This window comes from Desulfosarcina variabilis str. Montpellier (assembly GCF_048565275.1).
In the GTDB taxonomy this organism is placed as follows: Bacteria; Desulfobacterota; Desulfobacteria; order Desulfobacterales; family Desulfosarcinaceae; genus Desulfosarcina; species Desulfosarcina variabilis.
The window spans coordinates 8,859,195-8,879,031 of record NZ_CP159846.1 but is presented as its reverse complement, the minus strand read 5'-3'; the positions used below and the strand labels follow the sequence as shown (position 1 = coordinate 8,879,031).

Annotated in this window: 15 protein-coding genes; 5 read left to right on the top strand and 10 right to left on the bottom strand. The window is 46.9% G+C overall.

The window, feature by feature from the left end:
- Nucleotides 1–9: 9 nt before the first annotated feature.
- The 5 genes from nifE (at nt 10) to Dvar_RS39900 (ending at nt 4,948) form a co-directional block, all read left to right on the top strand.
- Nucleotides 10–1,362 (top strand): nitrogenase iron-molybdenum cofactor biosynthesis protein NifE, encoded by a 1,353-nt coding sequence (nifE, locus tag Dvar_RS39920; protein ID WP_419659030.1) that lies wholly within the window; start codon nt 10–12, stop codon nt 1,360–1,362.
- Nucleotides 1,363–1,380: 18 nt separating this feature from the next.
- The gene (locus Dvar_RS39915; RefSeq protein ID WP_419659029.1) at nt 1,381–2,745 is read left to right on the top strand and encodes a nitrogenase component 1; all 1,365 of its coding nucleotides are present in this window, start codon (nt 1,381–1,383) and stop codon (nt 2,743–2,745) included.
- A 16-nt stretch (nt 2,746–2,761) separates the two neighbouring features.
- Complete coding sequence (locus Dvar_RS39910) at nt 2,762–4,024, top strand: radical SAM protein (protein ID WP_419659028.1); 1,263 nt, start codon at nt 2,762–2,764, stop codon at nt 4,022–4,024.
- Between the two features lie 40 nt (nt 4,025–4,064).
- Nucleotides 4,065–4,367, top strand: coding sequence for a (2Fe-2S) ferredoxin domain-containing protein (locus Dvar_RS39905; protein WP_419659027.1), 303 nt, complete (start codon nt 4,065–4,067; stop codon nt 4,365–4,367).
- Between the two features lie 326 nt (nt 4,368–4,693).
- The gene (locus tag Dvar_RS39900; RefSeq protein ID WP_419659026.1) at nt 4,694–4,948 is read left to right on the top strand and encodes a hypothetical protein; all 255 of its coding nucleotides are present in this window, start codon (nt 4,694–4,696) and stop codon (nt 4,946–4,948) included.
- A 154-nt stretch (nt 4,949–5,102) separates the two neighbouring features.
- Here the strand turns inward: Dvar_RS39900 and Dvar_RS39895 are convergent, their stop codons facing one another.
- From Dvar_RS39895 to Dvar_RS39850, 10 genes are all read right to left on the bottom strand, one after another.
- Nucleotides 5,103–7,385, bottom strand: coding sequence for an AAA family ATPase (locus Dvar_RS39895; RefSeq protein WP_419659025.1), 2,283 nt, complete (start codon nt 7,383–7,385; stop codon nt 5,103–5,105).
- A gap of 345 nt (nt 7,386–7,730) precedes the next feature.
- Nucleotides 7,731–8,804 carry a polysaccharide biosynthesis/export family protein gene (locus Dvar_RS39890; RefSeq protein WP_419659024.1) on the bottom strand — a complete coding sequence of 358 codons (1,074 nt, stop codon included), beginning with the start codon at nt 8,802–8,804 and terminating at the stop codon, nt 7,731–7,733.
- Nucleotides 8,805–8,886: 82 nt separating this feature from the next.
- Complete coding sequence (locus Dvar_RS39885; RefSeq protein WP_419659023.1) at nt 8,887–9,648, bottom strand: hypothetical protein; 762 nt, start codon at nt 9,646–9,648, stop codon at nt 8,887–8,889.
- A gap of 72 nt (nt 9,649–9,720) precedes the next feature.
- The gene (locus Dvar_RS39880) at nt 9,721–10,326 is read right to left on the bottom strand and encodes a J domain-containing protein (protein ID WP_419659022.1); all 606 of its coding nucleotides are present in this window, start codon (nt 10,324–10,326) and stop codon (nt 9,721–9,723) included.
- Between the two features lie 17 nt (nt 10,327–10,343).
- The gene (locus Dvar_RS39875) at nt 10,344–12,650 is read right to left on the bottom strand and encodes a GumC family protein (RefSeq protein WP_419659021.1); all 2,307 of its coding nucleotides are present in this window, start codon (nt 12,648–12,650) and stop codon (nt 10,344–10,346) included.
- Nucleotides 12,651–12,795: 145 nt separating this feature from the next.
- Complete coding sequence (locus tag Dvar_RS39870) at nt 12,796–14,058, bottom strand: hypothetical protein (protein WP_419659020.1); 1,263 nt, start codon at nt 14,056–14,058, stop codon at nt 12,796–12,798.
- Nucleotides 14,052–14,837: a tyrosine-protein phosphatase gene (locus Dvar_RS39865; protein ID WP_419659019.1), complete on the bottom strand. Its 786-nt coding sequence runs from the start codon at nt 14,835–14,837 to the stop codon at nt 14,052–14,054. The genes Dvar_RS39870 and Dvar_RS39865 overlap by 7 nt, the downstream gene beginning before the upstream one ends.
- 18 nt (nt 14,838–14,855) lie before the next feature.
- Entirely contained in the window at nt 14,856–16,244 is a 1,389-nt protein-coding gene (locus Dvar_RS39860) for an O-antigen ligase family protein (protein WP_419659018.1), read from the bottom strand.
- Between the two features lie 21 nt (nt 16,245–16,265).
- The gene (locus Dvar_RS39855) at nt 16,266–17,630 is read right to left on the bottom strand and encodes an undecaprenyl-phosphate glucose phosphotransferase (RefSeq protein ID WP_419659017.1); all 1,365 of its coding nucleotides are present in this window, start codon (nt 17,628–17,630) and stop codon (nt 16,266–16,268) included.
- A 1,267-nt stretch (nt 17,631–18,897) separates the two neighbouring features.
- Entirely contained in the window at nt 18,898–19,740 is an 843-nt protein-coding gene (locus Dvar_RS39850) for an O-antigen ligase family protein (RefSeq protein WP_419664230.1), read from the bottom strand.
- Nucleotides 19,741–19,837: the final 97 nt, after the last annotated feature.

Genomic DNA, 19,837 nt, shown 5'->3' with positions numbered 1-19,837 from the left:
GGGGGAAACATGGCCAGCATCTCCATACTAAAAGGCAGAGAAAAGCAGATCTACCAAAAAGGCAGTCAAGACTTTGACATGTCTTGTGAAAAAAAGAGTCTGGCCGGTTCCATCAGTCAGCGGGCGTGTGTGTTTTGCGGCTCTCGGGTGGTGCTTTATCCCATCGCCGATGCGCTGCATCTCATACACGGCCCGATTGGCTGTGCATCTTACACATGGGACATCCGCGGCTCGCTCTCATCCGGCCCGCAACTGCACCGCATGAGTTTTTCCACCGATCTTCAGGAAAAAGATATCATTTTTGGCGGTGAGAAAAAGTTAACCAATGCGCTGGATACACTGATAGATAAGTACAAACCCAAAGCCGCGTTTGTCTATGCGACCTGTATTGTCGGTCTGATCGGTGATGATATCGATGCCATATGCAAGAAGATGTCCGAAGAAAAGGGCATCCCGGTTCTGCCGGTTCATTCCGAAGGGTTTAAGGGAACCAAAAAGGACGGTTACAAGGCGGCCTGTGATGCCATGGCCAACATTGTCGGTACCGGGGAAATAGAAAATGTCAGCCCGCTGTCCATCAACATCATGGGTGAATTCAACATTGCCGGCGAAGCATGGGTCATCCGGGACTATTACGAACGCATGGGCCTGGAGGTGGTGTCGGTTTTCACCGGGGACGGCCGGGTGGAGAACATCAAACGCTCCCATGGCGCGGCCATTAACGTGGTGCAATGCTCAGGATCGATGATGCACCTGGCGCAGCACATGCAGGAAAAATACGGGATACCTTATATTCGGGTATCCTATTTTGGAATCGAAGATATGTCCAAGGCCCTTTATGATGTGGCCGAACATTTTCAGGATACCAACCCCGAAATCATGCAACGGACCCAGGCATTGGTGCGAGAGGAAGTCAAGAAGATTTATCCAGTGCTTAAACAATACAAGAGAAAACTTCAGGGCAAGAAGGCCGCCATTTATGTGGGCGGGGCGTTCAAGGCCTTTTCCATGGTCAAGGCCCTGCGGACGGTGGGAATGGATGTGGCGCTGGTGGGGTCACAAACCGGAACCAAGGAGGATTACGAGGTCCTCAGAGACATGTGTGACGACGGAACAGTGATTGTGGATGACGCCAATCCCGTTGAGCTTTCCAAATACTGCATTGAAAAGGGGGTCTCGCTTTTCGTCGGCGGTGTCAAGGAACGGCCCATGGCGTTCAAATTGGGAATCGGTTTTTGCGATCACAACCACGAGCGAAAGCTCTCCCTGGCCGGATACAGCGGCATGATCAATTTCGCCAAAGAAGTGTATGCATCGGTTTCCAGCCCGGTCTGGAAATTTGCACCAAACAGAAAAGCATAGTCAATCGAGGTGACTGAAATGAAAACCCAGCAGAAAGAAGAATACAAAGCCACCAGCAATGCATGTAAGCTTTGCAGCCCTTTGGGTGCGTCACTGGTTTTCCGGGGAATTGAAAACACCATGCCGCTCCTTCATGGATCCCAGGGGTGCTCTACCTACATCCGTCGATACCTGATCAGTCACTATAACGAGCCGATCGACATTGCCTCCTCAAACTTTTCTGAAGAAACCGCTGTTTTCGGTGGCGGCGCCAACTTGAAACTGGCTGTGGACAACATCATTCAGCAGTATCATCCGGCAATGATCGGTATCGGAACGACCTGCCTGAGTGAAACCATTGGCGATGATGTTCCCATGATTCTGAAGGACTATGCCAAGAATAACCCTGAAGAAAATGACACGGTGATTGTCTCTGTCTCTACACCCAGCTACTCGGGAACCCATATTGACGGATTTCATGCTGCGGTGAGGGCTACGGTGGATACCGTGGCCGAAAAGCAAAGCAGCCAGGCCGCGGGAATCAATTTTTTCCCCGGTATGCTGTCGCCGGCGGATTATCGCCATTTTCAAGAGATTCTTTCTGACTACGATATCCCGTTCAACATGCTTCCCGATTACTCGCAAACCCTGGATGGCCCCATGTGGACCGAATACCATAAGATCCCCCAAGGGGGGACGCCCATTGAAAAAATCAAGGCCATGGGAGATGCATTGGCGAGCATCGAATTGGGTCGGGTTTTGGCTGAAACCAAAAGTGCCGGTCAACTGCTGACCGATCGATTTGAGATTCCCAATCATCGTATCGGTCTGCCCATTGGCATCAGTGAGACGGACGTTCTTTTCGATCGGATCTCACAGATCACCGGCAAGCCCATGCCGGAGAAATATGCACTCGAAAGGGCGCGTCTGGTCGATGCCTACGCGGATGGACACAAGTATGTTTTTGAGGCGCGGGCTGTTGTTTATGGTGAGGAAGACCTGGTGATCGGCATGGCATCCTTTTTATCGGAAATCGGCGTTGTCCCGGCCCTTTGCGCATCAGGCGGGAAAAGCGGCCATCTTGAGGCGAAACTCCGTCAAGTTATCGACGATTTTGACGCCAAACAGATCCAGGTCAAAGAAGGTGTTGATTTCGTCGAGATCGGCGAGGTGGCCAAGAAAGTCAATCCTGATTTTCTGATCGGCAACAGCAAAGGATACAAGATCGCACGGGCCATGAAAAAGCCGCTTATTCGTATCGGCTTTCCGATTCATGATCGCATGGGGGGGGCGAGAGTCGTCCATGTGGGATACCGCGGTGCCCAGCAGCTGTTTGACACCATCACCAACACGATTATTGCCTCCAGGCAGGATTCATCGCCTGTCGGTTATTTTTACATGTAAGCAACAGGAGAGAAAAATGGATTTAGCCAACCACCCGTGTTTCAATGCCAAGATGAGAGGGGTTTATGGAAGAGTACACCTTCCCGTAGCACCCCGATGCAATATTCAATGTAATTATTGCGATAGAAAATACGACTGTGTCAACGAAAGCCGGCCCGGGGTCACCAGTGCAGTGCTGAGCCCGCATCAGGCCATGGCCTATCTCGACTATGTTCTTGAGGAAGTTAAAAATATTTCGGTCGTGGGGATCGCCGGCCCGGGCGACCCGTTTGCCAACCCTGATGAAACCATGGAAACACTTCGGCTGGTAAGGGAAAAATACCCCGAAATGATTCTTTGCCTGGCCACCAACGGACTGGGTATTGGACCGTACATCGATGAACTGGCTGAAATGAATGTCAGCCATGTAACCATTACCTTAAATGCCATCGATCCGGAAATCGGGTCTAAACTTTATTCTTTTGTTCGCCATGGCAAGCGGGTGCTGGCTCCCAAAGCCGGTTTCGAGGTTTTGCTGGAAAAGCAGCTCGAGGCCATCATCCGCCTCAAGGAAAAGAACGTGACCACCAAGGTCAACACGATTATCGTGCCGGGAATCAATGAAGACCACATCGAAGCCGTTGCTGAGAAGATGGCTGAGCTGAAGGTGGATATTCTCAACTGTATTCCCTTTTTCCCCAATAAGGGGGCTAAGTTTGCGCATATTGAAGAACCGTCCAAAGAAAGCGTGGTTAAGATTCGTAAGAAGGCGGCCCAGCATATTCCCCAAATGTATCATTGCAAACGCTGCCGGGCCGATGCCGTGGGAATTTTGGGTGAGGAAAACGGATGCGCGATCAATGAAAAGCTGCAGGAATGCGCCGAGCTTCCCGTAATCTGCGGGGAAACGCGCCCCTATGTGGCCGTTGCCAGCCAGGAAGGCGTGCTGGTCAATCAGAAACTCGGCAAAGCCGAAGAACTGTACATCTATGGACGGCGGGACAATGGGGAAATTTACTTTGTCGAAACCCGCAAGACGCCCGAACCGGGCAGCGGCATGCAGCGCTGGGAGGATCTTGGCCAGATGCTCAGTGACTGCCGGGCATTGCTCGTTGCCGGTATCGGCGATAATCCCCGTATGGTGCTCAAAAAGAAAAAGATCGATGTCCTTGAACTGGACGGAATGATCGAAGAAGCCGCCGAGGCCGTGTTTGAAGGTCACAGCACGAACTTCATGGTCCGACGCGATATCAAGGCATGCAACAAGCAGCATCCGATGGCTGGGCTGTGCTGCGGTTAAAATAGAGACATGGATTGTTAAACAAAGAGAGGAATGACAAATGGAAAAACCAGAACATCATATTTTTGTCTGTGCCAGTTTTCGTGCCGATGGCGATGGTAAGGGCGTATGCAAGAAAAAAGGGTCGATGGACCTGTTGCCTTATATCGAAAATGAAATTATAGACCGCGGCTTAAATGCCCAGATCACCAGCACTGGCTGCATGAAGGCCTGTGACCATGGTCCGGTGATGGTGATTTATCCTTCTGGTCATTGGTATGGCAATGTGGACAGCGAAGATGTCGTTGACGAAATCCTTGATGCGCTGGAAGATGGTGAGGTGGCGGAGTCTTATACCATATAAGAACCCAAGTGGGCGATTAGCTTTTAGCCATTAGCCCTTATGAGTTAAGCATTTATCAGCAATTCTTTGATTTTTTTGCTAATCGCTTATAGCTAACGGCTAATCGCTTGAATTAGGAAAAACCAATCGCGTCTCTATCCCCAATGTTGCCTTGTTGGGATTAACCATAAAAAGGGGGGTGGATCATCAACAAGAGTGGTTGCGCAAGTTATTTCGATGCGGGCAACAGCTATCTTGAGACCGCAAAACGTGGATATCGTCGTCGTTCGGTATTTACCGGTACCATGATTTATCACATTTTATGCCTTAGCGTCGAGAAATTCCTTATGTGGATTTTTTGCTACCACAATGCCATCCCCCAACATAGTACACTTTCTCACATGATTCAGGAAGTGGCGGCCTTTTCGGACGTACCCAAGGAACTGATCGAACAGGTGCAATCCATTGACAATGCTTTGAATTTGTTTGATCCGAACGCGTCCTTTCAAATGGCATTAACGGAAAACCAACTTCAAGACATGTTGATCATGAGTGAGAAAATTCGCAGTATCGTGGCGACCCATATTCCCCTGGCGGCCTGAATTGTCTGTTTGAAAACTGAGCTTTTTGGGCAGCCTGGTGGGGAAAGTCATGGAAAAAAGAATTGAGCAACAAAAGCAAACGGCCGGGGGATAAACCTCCCGGCCGTTTTTTTATTTAGACCTTGCGATACAGTTTTACGGTGAGCCCGTTTTTTTAGTTAGAACGGTTGCTCTGATAATCAAGGCGATTGACCAGAAATGAAGAGTCCTCTTTTTGAAGGCGCATGGTAATTTTGCCTGCGTTTTCCCTCCATTTTTTATCTGGTGGCAGCCATCGAAGGAAAAACGTGCCATCTGCCTTCAATGTCTTTCCGTCCGCTTCATATTTCACTTGTTGCACTTCGATGCGATAGTAGATGGTATCGATAAATGTGAAATTTCTCCGATATTTGGGTAATAAGGAGGCGAAGGATTTCCCGTTTTCCGTGGCATCGGCGGTAAAAAAATCCGCTAACGAATTCAGGTTTTTTGCTGAATAGGTGTTGCAGTACTCTTGAACAAAAGTGCGTACCCGACCTCTCAGCGCATCGTCCACCGTTGGCTTGGCCGCTGCAGGTTGGGTTTGGGTGTCCTGGGGCTGCAGGGCGGCTGTCGCCGGCATTGCCGGTTCGGCCTGTGTAGGTGGTGCAAGGTCCTTTGGCGGTGAGGCGTCTTCGATTGATGACGCCGGATTTTCAATGCTTTGCGTTGGTGTCGACACCGAAGGGGTCTCGACGATTGCCTGCGACGGGGCTGCCACGCGTGGTTCGGCAGCCGGCGGCGTGGCTGGTGCAGCCGGTGGTGAGGGAACCGCTGTGTCCTTTGCCGGAGACTGCAAAGGGGGGAAAGACGACGACGGCTTATCTGATTGTTCAGCAGGTTCGCCGACCGGCGAGACGGTATCTTTAGGTGTCGTTTCCGGTTGCTCCATCACCGTTGGTTTATTCACTGTCTGCGGAGAAACCGCCGCAACATCAGGAACAGGTTTTTTTTCTTCTGTTTTATCACTGCTACTCGTGTTTGCGACATCTGTTCCGGCACTTGCCTGATCTGAGGTTGACGCGTCCTCTCTGGAGGAGGGCTGATCCGCGATCGCGTGATTTTTCTTCGCAGCTGTGGATCTTTCCGGTGCTGCTGGGGTGGGGTCCGGTTGGGTCGCAGGCCCGGCACCATTTGGTATTGTTTCAGCAGGTTCTGGCGGTGTTTCGACTGCCGGCTGCTCCGGTCTCAACGTGATGTTGGTTTCCATGCTTGAGTTGCTTTGGGCAAGCGCGTTGCCGGATTCTGGCGATGAAGAAGGGCTTGCATTTTTATTCGCCGACGGATCCGATAGCCTATAATTGATTGTACCGGTCGAGTCCTGCTTGGTGGGGGAATCACTGGGACCAAAGCCCAGAAAATAATAACCGGCCACGGCAACCATGGCGATTGCAGCCATAATGATCACAGGATAGACCCATACCTTTGATTTTTGGGGTGGCGCAGCAGGCTCGGGGGCAGGCGCCGGCGCAGGTTTGGGTTTGGAGCGGATATCGAAGTTGAGCGGAGGCGGGGTCGGCTTCGCGGCAGGCCTTGATTCGGGCACCGATTTGGGCAACGGTGGGGGCATCAATTTGGGTATCGATTGGGGGATGGATTGGGAAAAATCATCGTCCACATCGATGTTTAATTCGTTTTCACATTCCCTGGCGATTTTTGCATCAATGGTTTGTTTTCCGGCCGCATACCCCGTTAACAGGGCATGATCACACAGAATATTGATTGCCCGGGGATAGCCCTGGGAGATCCTGTGGATCTCATGAATGGCATCGGGCATGAATATCTTTCTTTTCGCCCCGGCGATTTCCAGGCGGTGCTCAATGTATTGACCGGTTTCAAGCTCATCCAATGGTTGAACATGATAATAGATGGCAATACGCTGACGGATTGGCCTGTTACTATTGGTCTTTAAGATTTTTTTGAATTCTGGTTGACCAATGAAAAAGATATTGATCAGCTTGTGATCGTTCAGCTCAATGTTGGACAGTACCCGTATTTGATCCAGTAGAGCGCTGTTCACCCGTTGCGCTTCATCCACGATCAGCAATACTTTTTTCTTTTCCTGATAAGCCTGATGAAGAAACCGTTCCAGGATGATCAGAAACTCACCCTTGCTGTTAAATGGGGTGTCGATGCCGAATTCGACGGCAAGCAACTTGAAAAAATCATTGATGCTCAACCCTGGATCGGTGATGTGGGCAACAATGGTTGATGAATCCAGCGACGAGAGCAACCGGTGAATCAACGCGGTTTTGCCCACGCCGACCTCTCCGGTGAGCAAGAGGAAGCCGAGATCGCCAAGAATCCCGTACCTCAAGGTTGCCAGGGCTTCCTTGTGCTTTTCGCTGAACCAGAAAAAATCAGGTCCAGGCGTTAAACCGAAGGGTTTTTTGGTCAATTGATAGTGCTTAAAATACATACGTCAATCTTTAACAGCTTCCGGTCATTGCCCGGTAACGACCGATGAATGGTTACCGAATCCATTGCCATGATAATTATATATCGGCAATTGATGCGATGGCCTAAACCCTAAAAATAAATGGGTATATGGAAAAAGTGCCAAATTTGCGCAATGGCTTTCCGTTTTTTTCGTTTATCCAGTGTTCCTTATACAACAAAACCGGCAAGAGTCAAAAACGATTCGTTGCTTTTGTTACCGGGAGATCGAACAGACGCGAATAACAGTCCTTTTTAAGTAGCGGGACTGCCTTTTTAGGAGGGATTCAAATTACCTCGATCATCAGTCGATGGTAACAGCGTACCATTACCGGCCCCAATAACTGAATCCGGTTCCCAGAATCGAGACGCTGAATCCCCGCATCAGACCGGCGCCCCCCCGTTCCTCGACCACCAGAATGTCACGGTCGCTGATGTCCATTTCCGCGACGCCGGGTTGTTCAAGGTCCAGATCGATGATTTCGCGGGTTCCGTTTTCCGCCATGCGTACCAGTTTGAGTTTGTCTTTGGCCGCCCAATATTCGAACCCACCGGCCTCTACCAGGGCTTCCTGGACACTTGTCTGGTGTTTAATGGCATAGGCACCGGGATGTTTGACGGCGCCGTCCACAAAAAACACACCCGCCTCGGGAATGAAAATGACATCACCGCCGTTGATTTCAATATTCAGTCCGACATTTCCTTGGGTAATCAATTGGTCCAGATCAACCATGAACGAACCGGGGCGTCCCTTGACCGAACGGGCTTTACGGACCTGGGCGATCTGTCCGGCTCTTTCGCTTAAACCGCCTCCGATGGCAATTACATCCAGAAGTCGCTGTTTGCTCGGGTAGTCGTAAGTGCCGGGATTTTTAAATTGTCCCACCAGGGTGATCCGCTGGCTGACATGTTCCTCGACAAAAATGGAGACATGAGGGTCTTTAATATACCGCTGGCTGTACAGTGCTTCGATTTTTTCTTCGGCTTCCAAGGCGGTAAGGCCCTTGACCGTTACCGTTTCAATCAGTGGCAGGGCAATAAACCCACGCGAACTCACGCGAACCGTTGTTTCCAACTCTTCGGCTTCAAAAACGGTGATATGCAGAAGATCTCCCTCGCCAAGAAGATACTCCCCCGGATCACTATGGGTTTGTGCCTGGGAGAAAATCATGGTGTTCATTTTTCTGATTTCGTCGTCTTCCAACCGATAGTCTGCGGCCGGTTCCTGCTTGGCTGAGTCCTGCTTGGCCCGTTCGGCTTTGGCGATTGTTGGGTGGGGCGCTGTCGAACAGGCGCTAAGCCACAACACTGCGATCATTACCATCCATGTCGAAAGGGCTGCTGCGCCAAGTGAGTGCAGCAGCCGTCCCGGCAGATCCGTCCGGGGGGAATTGTTGCCCATGAAAAATCCTTTTAAAGCCCCCCTATAAAGGGGGCATTTTTGAACTGATACGATCTTGATCATCTTTAGCCTTCCCCAAAGGCTAGGGTGAAGACGGACTGACATTATCCCCGCCGCCACCGCCGCCGCCACCACCACCGCCACCCACAGCGATCAGGAGGCCGGCAAGCGCGCCCACACCCACTGCGCCGACGATGATCTTTTTGCGGGTTGACCACCCTTTTTTCGGCTCCTCCGGTTGTTTGGCCGGTGGTTCCTGATCCTCAGGCAATCCAATGTCCATGTCGGCCTGGGCAAGAATAATCTTATTGCCGGCATGAATGGTCGTGAGGCCGTCATCAGTAAATACATCCATGGCCCCACCTTCGGCAACACCCAATTCACTCTGGTTGTCCGTCACCGATACATACCCTTTGAGCGACGGGTCTCCAGAAGCGGCATTAAGGCGGATCTGCTGGACGTCAATCTGGCCGTCGGGGGTAACAAAGGCAAGCGCTTGCCTGATGACGGCTGTTTTAAAATAGATGACCCCTTGTTTGACAAATAAAATTCGCTGTCGGCCGGTTGTGCTAACGGAAAAAACGCTTTGATCCTCGGCAACAAGATACAGATCATCCAGCTTGATGGCACATCGACCGTCAGTCGAAATAATGGCTCCTTCCGGCAGCGGCGCTTCTTGGGTGTAAACCCCGATTTTTTGATCACCTCGCCAGAGTGTTGCTTTGTCGGTGGGATAAATGCGATCCACGCCGGCCAATGCCGTGACGCTCTGTCCGATCATGAAAACGGTTAGCCAGATTGAAAGCCCCTTGATCCAAGTTCCTTTTTTTCTGAACCAATCCATCTAAATCCCTCCTTAAAAAAATGAGTGCCTGTTCCAAGATCGGCCAATGGATCATTGCCGAACCGTCACCGGTTAACCCTCGTTTATGAAAATTGCTAAAAATAACAAAATGATGAATATTATTGTGAGGCCGCCCAAGTACCATTGATGAACAGATGCAGGCTCAGCGGCAGGTTTCAGGCGGACAGGGTTTTCCCGCCATCGCCGCTGGCGGTTGGCATCGTAAACCTTTCTGAGCAACGGATCATGCAAGGTCCGATACGCATCCAGCAGTTCCTGGAACGATTCAGCACTGACTGACGAATTTGATGCGGTGTCAGGGTGAACGCTGAAGGCCCGCTGGCGGAACGCTTTTTTGATTTCATGGGGCGTGGCCTTTTCCTTTACCCCTATTAACTGATAATAGTCGCACGCATGGACAGCAGGGATGATGCCCAGGGCTTTTGCCGCTGGCAAGAGTTTTTTTTTCAGATCGCTCGGCTGCCAACCATATTGAGAGCAAATCCGCTTGAGCACCGGGGGCGAAACGCCATCGGATCCGGCTGTTGGATCAACAATCGCTCGGCAGGCCCACAGGTGATTGGCATCGGCGGCAATGATCATGATCAGCGCCGGCGTGTCTTGCCGTATGTTTACCCGGCGGATAAGACGCGTCAGCCGCTTTTCATGCGTCGTCATTTGTTAGATTGTGGGGATTACGATGCGCGATGTGGAATTGCATGCGTATCTTCATTCTCCAGTCCGTAATTGGAGTAGGACTGATAGGCTTTGTAGTAGCCGGAATAGCCATAGTTACGGTTGAAATCCATTTTGTTGACCACGCAACCAAGAATGATCCCATTCACGTTGGAAATCGACTTTTTGAACTGGCCGATGGCCTCGCGGCTGGATTCACCGATACTGCTTACCAAAACAATACCTCCGACTTGTTTCGATAATATTAGGGTGTCTGCAAAACCGATGTGCGGCGGTCCATCCAGGATAATCCGATCATAGCTTTCGGTCAGTTTCTTCAACAGGTTCTGGAAACGCTTGGATGCCAGCAACTCGGCAGGGTTCGGCGGAACCGGGCCTGATGGGATAATGCTCAGGCGTTTGCCACGGTCATTGAAAATTTCAATCTGGCTGGTGACGCCGGCCAGAAAACTGGTGATCCCGTCGCCATTGACCCGTTGGGTCAGATTGAACACCTGGTGCAGCCGGGGTTTGCGTAAATCCACGTCGATGATGACCGTTTTTTCGCCTGCTGCAGCGAAGCTGAGAGCCAGATTGATGGCCAGCGTGGTTTTGCCTTCACTGGGTAGCGTGCTGGTGATGAGAAAGCATTTGGACCGTTTGCCCGAGCCGGAAAGTTGTACCGACACGCGCGCCGAGCGGATCGCCTCTGAAAACGCCGACCGTGGATGGCGTAAAAATGCGTTTTCCAGCCCGTGTTTGTCGGGTCTGGCCTGGGGGATGGTTCCCAAAAGCGGGATATTGAAACGGTCGGTAATTTCGCCGGGATGGGTCAGCGTATCGGAAAAATATTCGGCCAGGAAAGCACACCCCATACCACCGAGAAGGCCCAGCACGATGGACAGCAGCAGATTGAGTTTGACATTCGGCTTGACTGCCAAAAGGGGCAGGGCCGCACGATTGACGATCTGGATATTACTGGCCGTCACTCCGGCCATGGATTCAATTTCCTTGGCGCGCTGGAGCAGGCTCTGGTAGATGGCTTTGTTGGTTTCCACTTCACGTTCCATGATTGAATACTGCGTGGCGCGGTCATTGAGGTCCAGCACCGCCTCCTTTTGTTTTTCAATGCGTTTTTCCATGGAACTGACCACTTCCTTGGCCGATTCATATTCATTGGCAATGGAGAGAAAAATACCCTCTTCGTGGGCCTTGATCAAATCGGCGATGTTATCCATACGCGCTTTGAGCGTCTGGACTCTGGGATAATCATCGTGAAAGGTGGTTTTCAGTTCCTCATAACTGGCACTGAGCTCGGCATACCGATTTTTCAGGCTGGCAATCAGATCGCTCGACAGAACCTGGGGCAGATTGCTGTGTCCCTCCTTGAGTGCCTGGCTATAGATGGCTTCCTTGGCAATCATGTCGGCTTCTGCCATGGCAAATGCCGAATTGAGTTCTTCCAGGTGCCGGTAGATGCTGTTTATTTTGGCATCCAGGGATACAATGCCCGCATGCTTGGCGAACGCATTGAGGCGTTCTTCGGCCTTTTCAAGGTTGATTTTGGCCCGATCCATCTGCATCATCAAAAAATCCCGGGCAATGCCCGAGGCTTCGACCTTCAACTCCATTTTCCAGTTGATGTAATCTTCGATCAAATTGTTGACCACCAATTGAGAGAATCGGCGATCCGGGGAGCGAAAGGCCACACTGATCAGCATGGATTTGCGGCTTGGTGTCACGGTCAGGTTTTCTGACAGGTATTCGGCGATTTGCTGTTGGGCGGCAATGTCATCGGTTACCGCATCTTGACGCTGGCCACGGAACAACCCGGCCATGGATTTCAGGGCCCGCCGGATTGTCCAAAGGATTCCGGCCCGCCCCTCACCGAAAACAACTTTTTTGATCACCGGGTGGGATGCCAGATCGAGCTTGTCGATCAGCCGATCGATGATTGCCCGGCTGCCGAGAAGTTCGACCTGGGTTTCATAGAATTCCCGGGCTTGAATCTCCGATCCCATGATTTCCTGAAAGCTGGTCACATTGGGGTTTTCCTGGCTGACTTCGATCACCGCCGATGCTTCGTAAATCCTTGTTGCCGCCAGCGTGAAAATCAGGGTCGACAAAAAAACCAGGGCCAGTACGGTGGCGATCAGCCATTTGCGGCGGAGGATGACATCAAGGTAGTCACGCAGTTGAATCTCTTCGGCCTCCTGCCATTCAGGATACGGCTGTTGCCCATTGGGTGTGGAAACATGGCGGTCACCATTGGTTGCCAATGGTTTATTATTTTTTTCATCCATCAGCTGGGTTTGATCATCGGTCATATGCAGTCCTCGTTCTTTTTACTTCTTGGGTTGGGTCAGTCCAGAAACAGGTCAACTGGTCATTTATGGATGAGTAATAGATTACGCAATGATCGTAGTTTGGCGGTTTTACGGGTAAAAGCGCCGTTTTGCGGTAGCGGTTTTTTCATGACTCGGCGTCGACTTTTTCCAACCGAAAATCATCGATCCATATCTTGCCCCTGATTTTCGAATCAAAGCGCATACTGACTTTACGCCGCAGGCGAACCACCACGGCCCGGCAGCCGGCAGGCGCGGTAAAAACGATGGAATCATCTTGCCAGGCATGGGTGCCGGCCATCATTGTTCCGGCCTCGTGGATGCGACACGTGCCATAGCCCACGATTTCCACAAATGGGTTCTGATCAGTGGTGATTCCTCTGGATTTCCAGGCATAGGTGAGACGATAAGAAACATCGGGGGTGACAGCCAGAATTTGATACAAATGGTGGAACGCGATGTTTGCCTTGCCGTTGAATTTCAGCCGAATGGCATAGTTGCCTTCTTTACTTTCAGAATAAACTCTTTTTAATTCCCAGTTGCCCTCTTTTTCAACCCAGAACCGCCAACCAAATCCCTGGTTGGTAATGTTGTTCTCAAATCCCGGATTGGTCAGGTCGATACTGCCGGTATATTGCCGCCAAATATCCACCGACTCATCGATGTGTTTGCGACCGAGCAGGAAATGAGCATATCGCCGGGCAAGTGTGGTTTCTACTGGCGCGTTTGCGGTTATGGCCTGCCAGATCACGAGGCTTTCTTCCGCCATTCCCCAGCGCATCAACCATTCAAGATAGGCCGTCAGGTTTTGTTGGGCCAGGACGTCAAGAACGGCGGAAGCATTACCGTCCAGGCGGGTATGCAGCAACTGAAGCGTATCCTGCTGCAATGTACGGCGTGTTAAAAGATCGTTGGCGTTGCGATAGAATCTTGCGTCCATGCCCAGTTGGCTGGCCAGCACCATTTGGGGCCATTTCCAGCGCAGGACTTGATCCGTCATTCCGGCCACAAAGGTTAAAATGGCTTTGGCGCTGGCATCATGCCCCATGGCGGCTTGTATTTCAGCCAGGCGCAACCATGCATCAATGAACAGGACATTTCGGGAAACCGCCTGGCGGAAATAACCAGCCGCCTTTTCCGGCTGCTGGTCGATCCAGGCGTGCATGCCATAGGCATGCTGCGCGTCAGGATACCCTATGAATCGTTGGGAGGCCTGCTGGGAATACTCCAGCTCATTTAGGCGAATCGATCTGAGCGGCAATGTATAGTAGATTGTCCAGCTGCCCAGCACGATCAGGATGATGCTCAGTAGTCCATGCCCCAAAAGGCGCTTTAACGGCCAGGCACCGGATCGTTGGGCGTGTTGTAAAGGGGCTGTTTTTGCTACCACAACTGCCACCACCGTTTTTTATTTTTGTTCATCATCACATCGGTGATGGTCATGGGGTGGATTACCCGGTCGCGTAGCACATTCATGGGGTTTTCCATGGTCAATCGTCGAAGGTTGTCCTTGCCGATGATGGCAGCCAGGTTTCTTGCCGCCATCTGAATTTCACCAAACAGAGCGCTTTGTGCATGATGACTGTCAGTGGCCAGACAATGGATCACACCATTGACAGCTAACATCTTGGCGGTGCGTTTGGCCAAGCGGCCATAGTGGCCAAGAAAACTGCCCCAATTGACCTGCAGATAGATACCGGCATTGATCAGTTCTTCTACCAGGTCCGGTCTGGCAGCCAGATGGGCACATCGTTCAGGATGGGCCAATAAAATTCTGTGTCCCTTGGCCAGAATCGTGAACAGAATGTTATGCCATTTCGGCGGAAGCTGCTGGAAGGGGGGTTCGATCAACAGGCAACTGGAGCCTCCCAGGGGCAGCAGACAACCGGAATCCAATAAATTGAGGATTTGGGGATCCAAAGCAATCTCCATGCCGGGAAGAATTTTGAGATACAAGCCGGCAATCTGCATGGCTTGATTCAAGCGTGTGATCTGAGCGGTGATGTCCTCGATTGAAGGCATCCACACCGTTCCGGGAATCATGTGGGGGGTGGCCACCACCATCCGATAGCCGGCTTTTGACAGTGCCTGGGCTAACTGGATACTCTCTTTGACTTTTTTCGGGCCATCGTCCAGGGCATGTAGGATGTGGCAGTGCGGATCAATCATGGACCGGCTTCATTTCGCTCAATTCACTTTGGTTAATGTTTGAGTATTTCCCGGCTGGCCGGATTGAGTGCAGGCATTTAAAATGGCCAAAAGAACCACGAAGTAGACACAATTGGCCGGAATCTGCAGGTTGAAATCAAACAGACAATGCACGCCGATGGACGCAATGCCGCTGAAGGCACCCACAGCCAGGTAAAATCGAAAGGGATCTTTGCGGAAATTGATATCCCTGATGCGCCGAACAGCATTGGCCAGAAAGAACAGCATGGCACCTGCCAGAGCCAAAAAGCCGATCCACCCGGTTTCGATTAAAAGCTGGAGATAATCGTTGTGAGCATAACCAATGGTTTTATTGTAGGGCCCTGTTTGATTATATATTTCAATGACATTCCCGTAGTTGTACAAACCGATACCCAGCGGGTGATCGCGGATGATCATGAGGCTGTCGCGCCAGATATTTAATCTTGAACTCCCATCACTGGCGATGGTGAAAAACCGCTGGATGACCGGTCTGATGTCAATGATCATGGTGTAAATAGCAAGGAAGAGCACAATCCCGCCCAGCATGACCTGAAACTGTTTCGATTTTTTTCGCATTCCCGGCCGGGCCATTAAAAAAAAGGCGATAAATCCGACCATGCCGCAAAGAATCCCGGCACGGGAACGGGTGAGAATCAAAGTCAGCAGGAAAACGATAATACAAAGGGCCATCAGTGCCTGGCGATTGAGCCTGTCAGAATGCAGTACCATTTTTATGGAATGGATTCGGCCGGTCATGGAAAGGGTCAGACCCAAAGCAAGCGGCCAGACCATTTCGAGAAATCCGGCAAAATTATTGCGATTGATAAACGTCCCCCGGGCTGATCCCAGATAGGCCTGGATATAATCCACCCAGAGCACACCCATGGATGGAATCAATGCCTGAACTATTCCGTAAAACGACTCTACAAGGCCAATGGCAATCATGATTACAACGATCTGCTTGAGCGTTTTTTTATCCTCACACAGTTTTCGGATTACCAGGTAAAAAAGCATCAGGCTAAGTAAGAAGGTCCACCAGGCCAAGGCATCTTGTTGAGAATAACTAATTGCCTGATAGGAGGCGACGCTGCCGATGAGTTCCCAAGCCTTGGCCAGTTTTTCAGCACGCACCGGACTCAGTATGGATAGCAGCGAAAATGGGATCGGCATACACAAAAACAGTGCCCAGATAAAAAAAACGGCCATTCCCATTTTTGCATACTTGTTATGGCTGTCAGCCGGGTGCCCTTTGATTCCCACGCCGGTAATAAAGGCGATGATCATCAGCATGGCATAGAAAGACCACACCCATGGCTGAACCGCGGCAAAGGGGATGGGAACCGTTGAAATAATGAAAAAAATGGCGACGTTAGATGTTTTTTTCAATGGAGTTAGCACAAAACAGACTTATATGGCGTTTTTCCACGCATCCTTGCTAAAAAAGGTCAATAGAATAATTTTGAGGTCTAACCAGAGGCTCCAATGCTCCAAGTAGTAAATATCACATTCAATCCTTTTTTTAATTGAAGTATTTCCGCGCCACCCGTTTGCTTGAGCCAAACCTGTTATCCCTGATTTTACGAGGTGGCGTACTCTGTAATTTGGAATTTCCTGGCTAAATTTTTCTACAAAATATTCGCGCTCAGGACGAGGACCAACAATACTCATGTCACCGACAAGTACGTTCCAAAGTTGAGGCAGTTCATCAAGATTCGTTTTTCTAAGTATTCTACCAATTGGTGTAATCCTACTATCACTAGAAGTTGTCCAAATTGTATCTGAATCGTGGAGTGGCTGATCAAGCATACTCCTGAATTTGCAAAGAGTGAATTTCACGTTATTATTTCCTATTCGTTCCTGAAAGAACAAAATCGGACCAGGTGAAGAGAGTTTAATGGCTATAGAAATTATAAGAAAAAGAGGAGAAAACACAATTAGACAAAGTATAGATACAAGTATATCAAAAGATCTTTTAATAATACGGTTGCCGAGAATATTGAGTGGTTCATTACGGACTGCAATTACAGGTAAGTTTCCAATGCTATTGATAATGGTCCATTGTTTAATAAGTTCAAAATAATCGGGGAAAATATAAAACCTAATGCCTTTTAGCTCGCAAAGCTTAATAACATATTGCAAGGTATTTGTATCATTAAATTGGCCAACAATAAAAACTTCGTCAAAATGATAATTGCTCATATAAGAATAATACTGATCAATTTGGTCTACATTAGAAGGGGAGAGAGCACAAAGATTATGATCATCATCTGTTAATATGCAACTAATATGAATGCCTAATTCAGGAGAGCTCATAAATTTATTTATGAGCTGATCCTTTACCTGGCCATTGCCAATGATAAGAACGGATTTTTGGTAACATCCGTAAATATGGAGATATTTTGCAATAAGGAAGTAAACGAGTCGGGTTGTTAATGATAATAGAAAACTAAAAAATAAAGAGTAAATAATAAGCTTATCGTATGATCCAAATATATTAACAAATAAAACAATTGAAATGACTAAAGAACTGAGAACAGAATAGGCAATTAAAGTATCTTTAAAAATTTTGATAATATTGGACAAGCTGTTTATTCGAAGTACATCTGAATTGACGCAAATTAAGAACCATAGAATAACAATAATAATCATAATGATATTATGTTTAATTAGGATGCCTGAAGGTGCATTGTTCAATCTAAAAATAGCGAAAAAGAATAAAAAAATTATTAATAAATCAAGAATGAATAAAATTCTTGAGTTTCCGTATTCCATATATGACCTCATTAAAATGAATTTCAATGCAAATTAAACGTATAGCTTTTTGGTTTTAATAAATCCAAATTTTATAAGTATGGTTGTAGAAGCGCCAATGATGTTAGAAAAAACAGCACCAAAAATGCCAAATTTTGGAATGAAAACTATATGAAGCAAAATGATTGATAGCCCAGATAGAAGAGAGCTATACATTATAGGGTAATCTTTGTTTTGAGAGTACAGAAGAAAATGTGGTATTAAACCAATTGAAATTATGGAATTAGAGAAAAGCATAAGATAGAACAATTTGATATTTTGGATATAGATCTGTCCATTGATAAAATTCAAAAAAGGTAAAATGAAAATTACCAAAATTATACTGATGAAAAGACAAATAATAAAAGTTCCTTTTAACATTTTTAGAATTAATATTTTATATGTAAATTTTTCTTGAGATTGATAAGCATTAAGTATTTGCGGTAAAAAAATTGATATAACTCCCGCATAGGTAAAGGACTGAATGACATTTGTGATACTGGCGAAAAAAAAATAAATTCCTAACGACGAGCTATGGCTATAATAGTTAATAAAGAAACGATCAGAGTATTCAACAATTTTTAGAAAAATAGAAGATATATATATAGGCAAAAGTGATTTTAATCCATTTAAAATTCTATAAAAATCAATTTTCTTATTAAAGAAGAATTTCCAGGGAAGTGATCTTAAAGAGTAAATTGAAAAAATAAAACAAATAAGGTTTCCGAATAGCCAACTACAAAATATAAACGATAACATATTCACACGAAAATCAAAAATTAGCAGTAGAGTAATTATCAACATCCATAACGAGCTTCGCAGAAATTGGTTTATATTGGCAGAAATTGGTTGGCGAAATATTATTAGAAAACGATGAAGTTCTGTGCATATATGTTCTGAAAATAAAATAACAATAAACCAAAGTATTAATGCTTTTGGAATAATATCCAAATTAAAAAACAGAAAAAGGAAAGGAACTGAGATTAGATACGAAAGTAAATGAAATGCTAATTGATCTCTAATAGCATCGATAATTTTAATTGGTTTTAGTGAAATAATTTCTCGAGTGTTGAATGAATAAAAATCGAATCCAATCAGTAAAGTTCCTATCATAACGCTGCTTAAGAAAAGGCAGTACTGTCCTATTTCGACGGTTGAATAATGATTGGCTAATGAAGAAATAAAAAAAAATTTACTTAATAAAATAAAAGCCTTTAATAAAATATTAAACAAAGATTTTTTATATGAACTAAGCAAGGTTGGTGCTTTTATTAGTGTGAATGAGAAAGTTAAAACCGATCATAATCAATAAAAAAAAACCTACTTCATCTGAGATTGTTAAAGTAAATAAAAAATATCCAATGCCAATTATCATGATTAAGTATTGTAAATTGTTGATTTTTGTTATTTTTTTTAAAGTGATTTTTAAAATGAAAAAAATGTAAATTATGGGTGCTATAATACCATATTTAACGAGTAATGTTATTGGTAAGTTGTGCAAGGTAATATTATTTCCACTGATATAGTGATTCCATTGAGGTATATCAATGTCACCTTTACCTATAATCGTATCAAGAATAGAAAGATTGTTTAAGACATGTCCCCAAATTTCAATACGCAATTTAAAAGTATCAATTTCCCCAGTAAGTCTTGATGAGTTTAGATCAGAAGTATACCTAATGTAGTCATTGATATATGGCTTTAAGAAGTCATAAAAAAACAATTTAATAGAAATAAAAATGCAGAAAAGAGCTAATACAAAAAAGAAAAAAATTCTAAAATAATTTGAAGTATGAAATGTAGGATTGTGTAAAATTGACATATAAAAATGCAAAAAAAATATAACAAAAAAAACAACAAAAGTGGTACGCGATAAAGTAAGTATAATCGAAATCAAACAGATTAAAAAATTGAAAAAAATGAAATTATCTATTTTTTGAATTTGACATAAATATGATAAAATGCATAAAAAAAAGATCAGATATAAACCTGAGTAATTTGAATCAGGAATAGCAAGAAAGGAAAATCGTGCATAGAAAGGATAGTCGATATTTAAAAGGTACGACAAGTTAAATAATTGAATGTACCCCATAATAATTGAAATTGAGAAAATAAGACATAATGTAAAAAAAGTACTTTTGAATCCTTTAATCTTAACTACTGCTAATAGAGTGCATATTATAAAATAG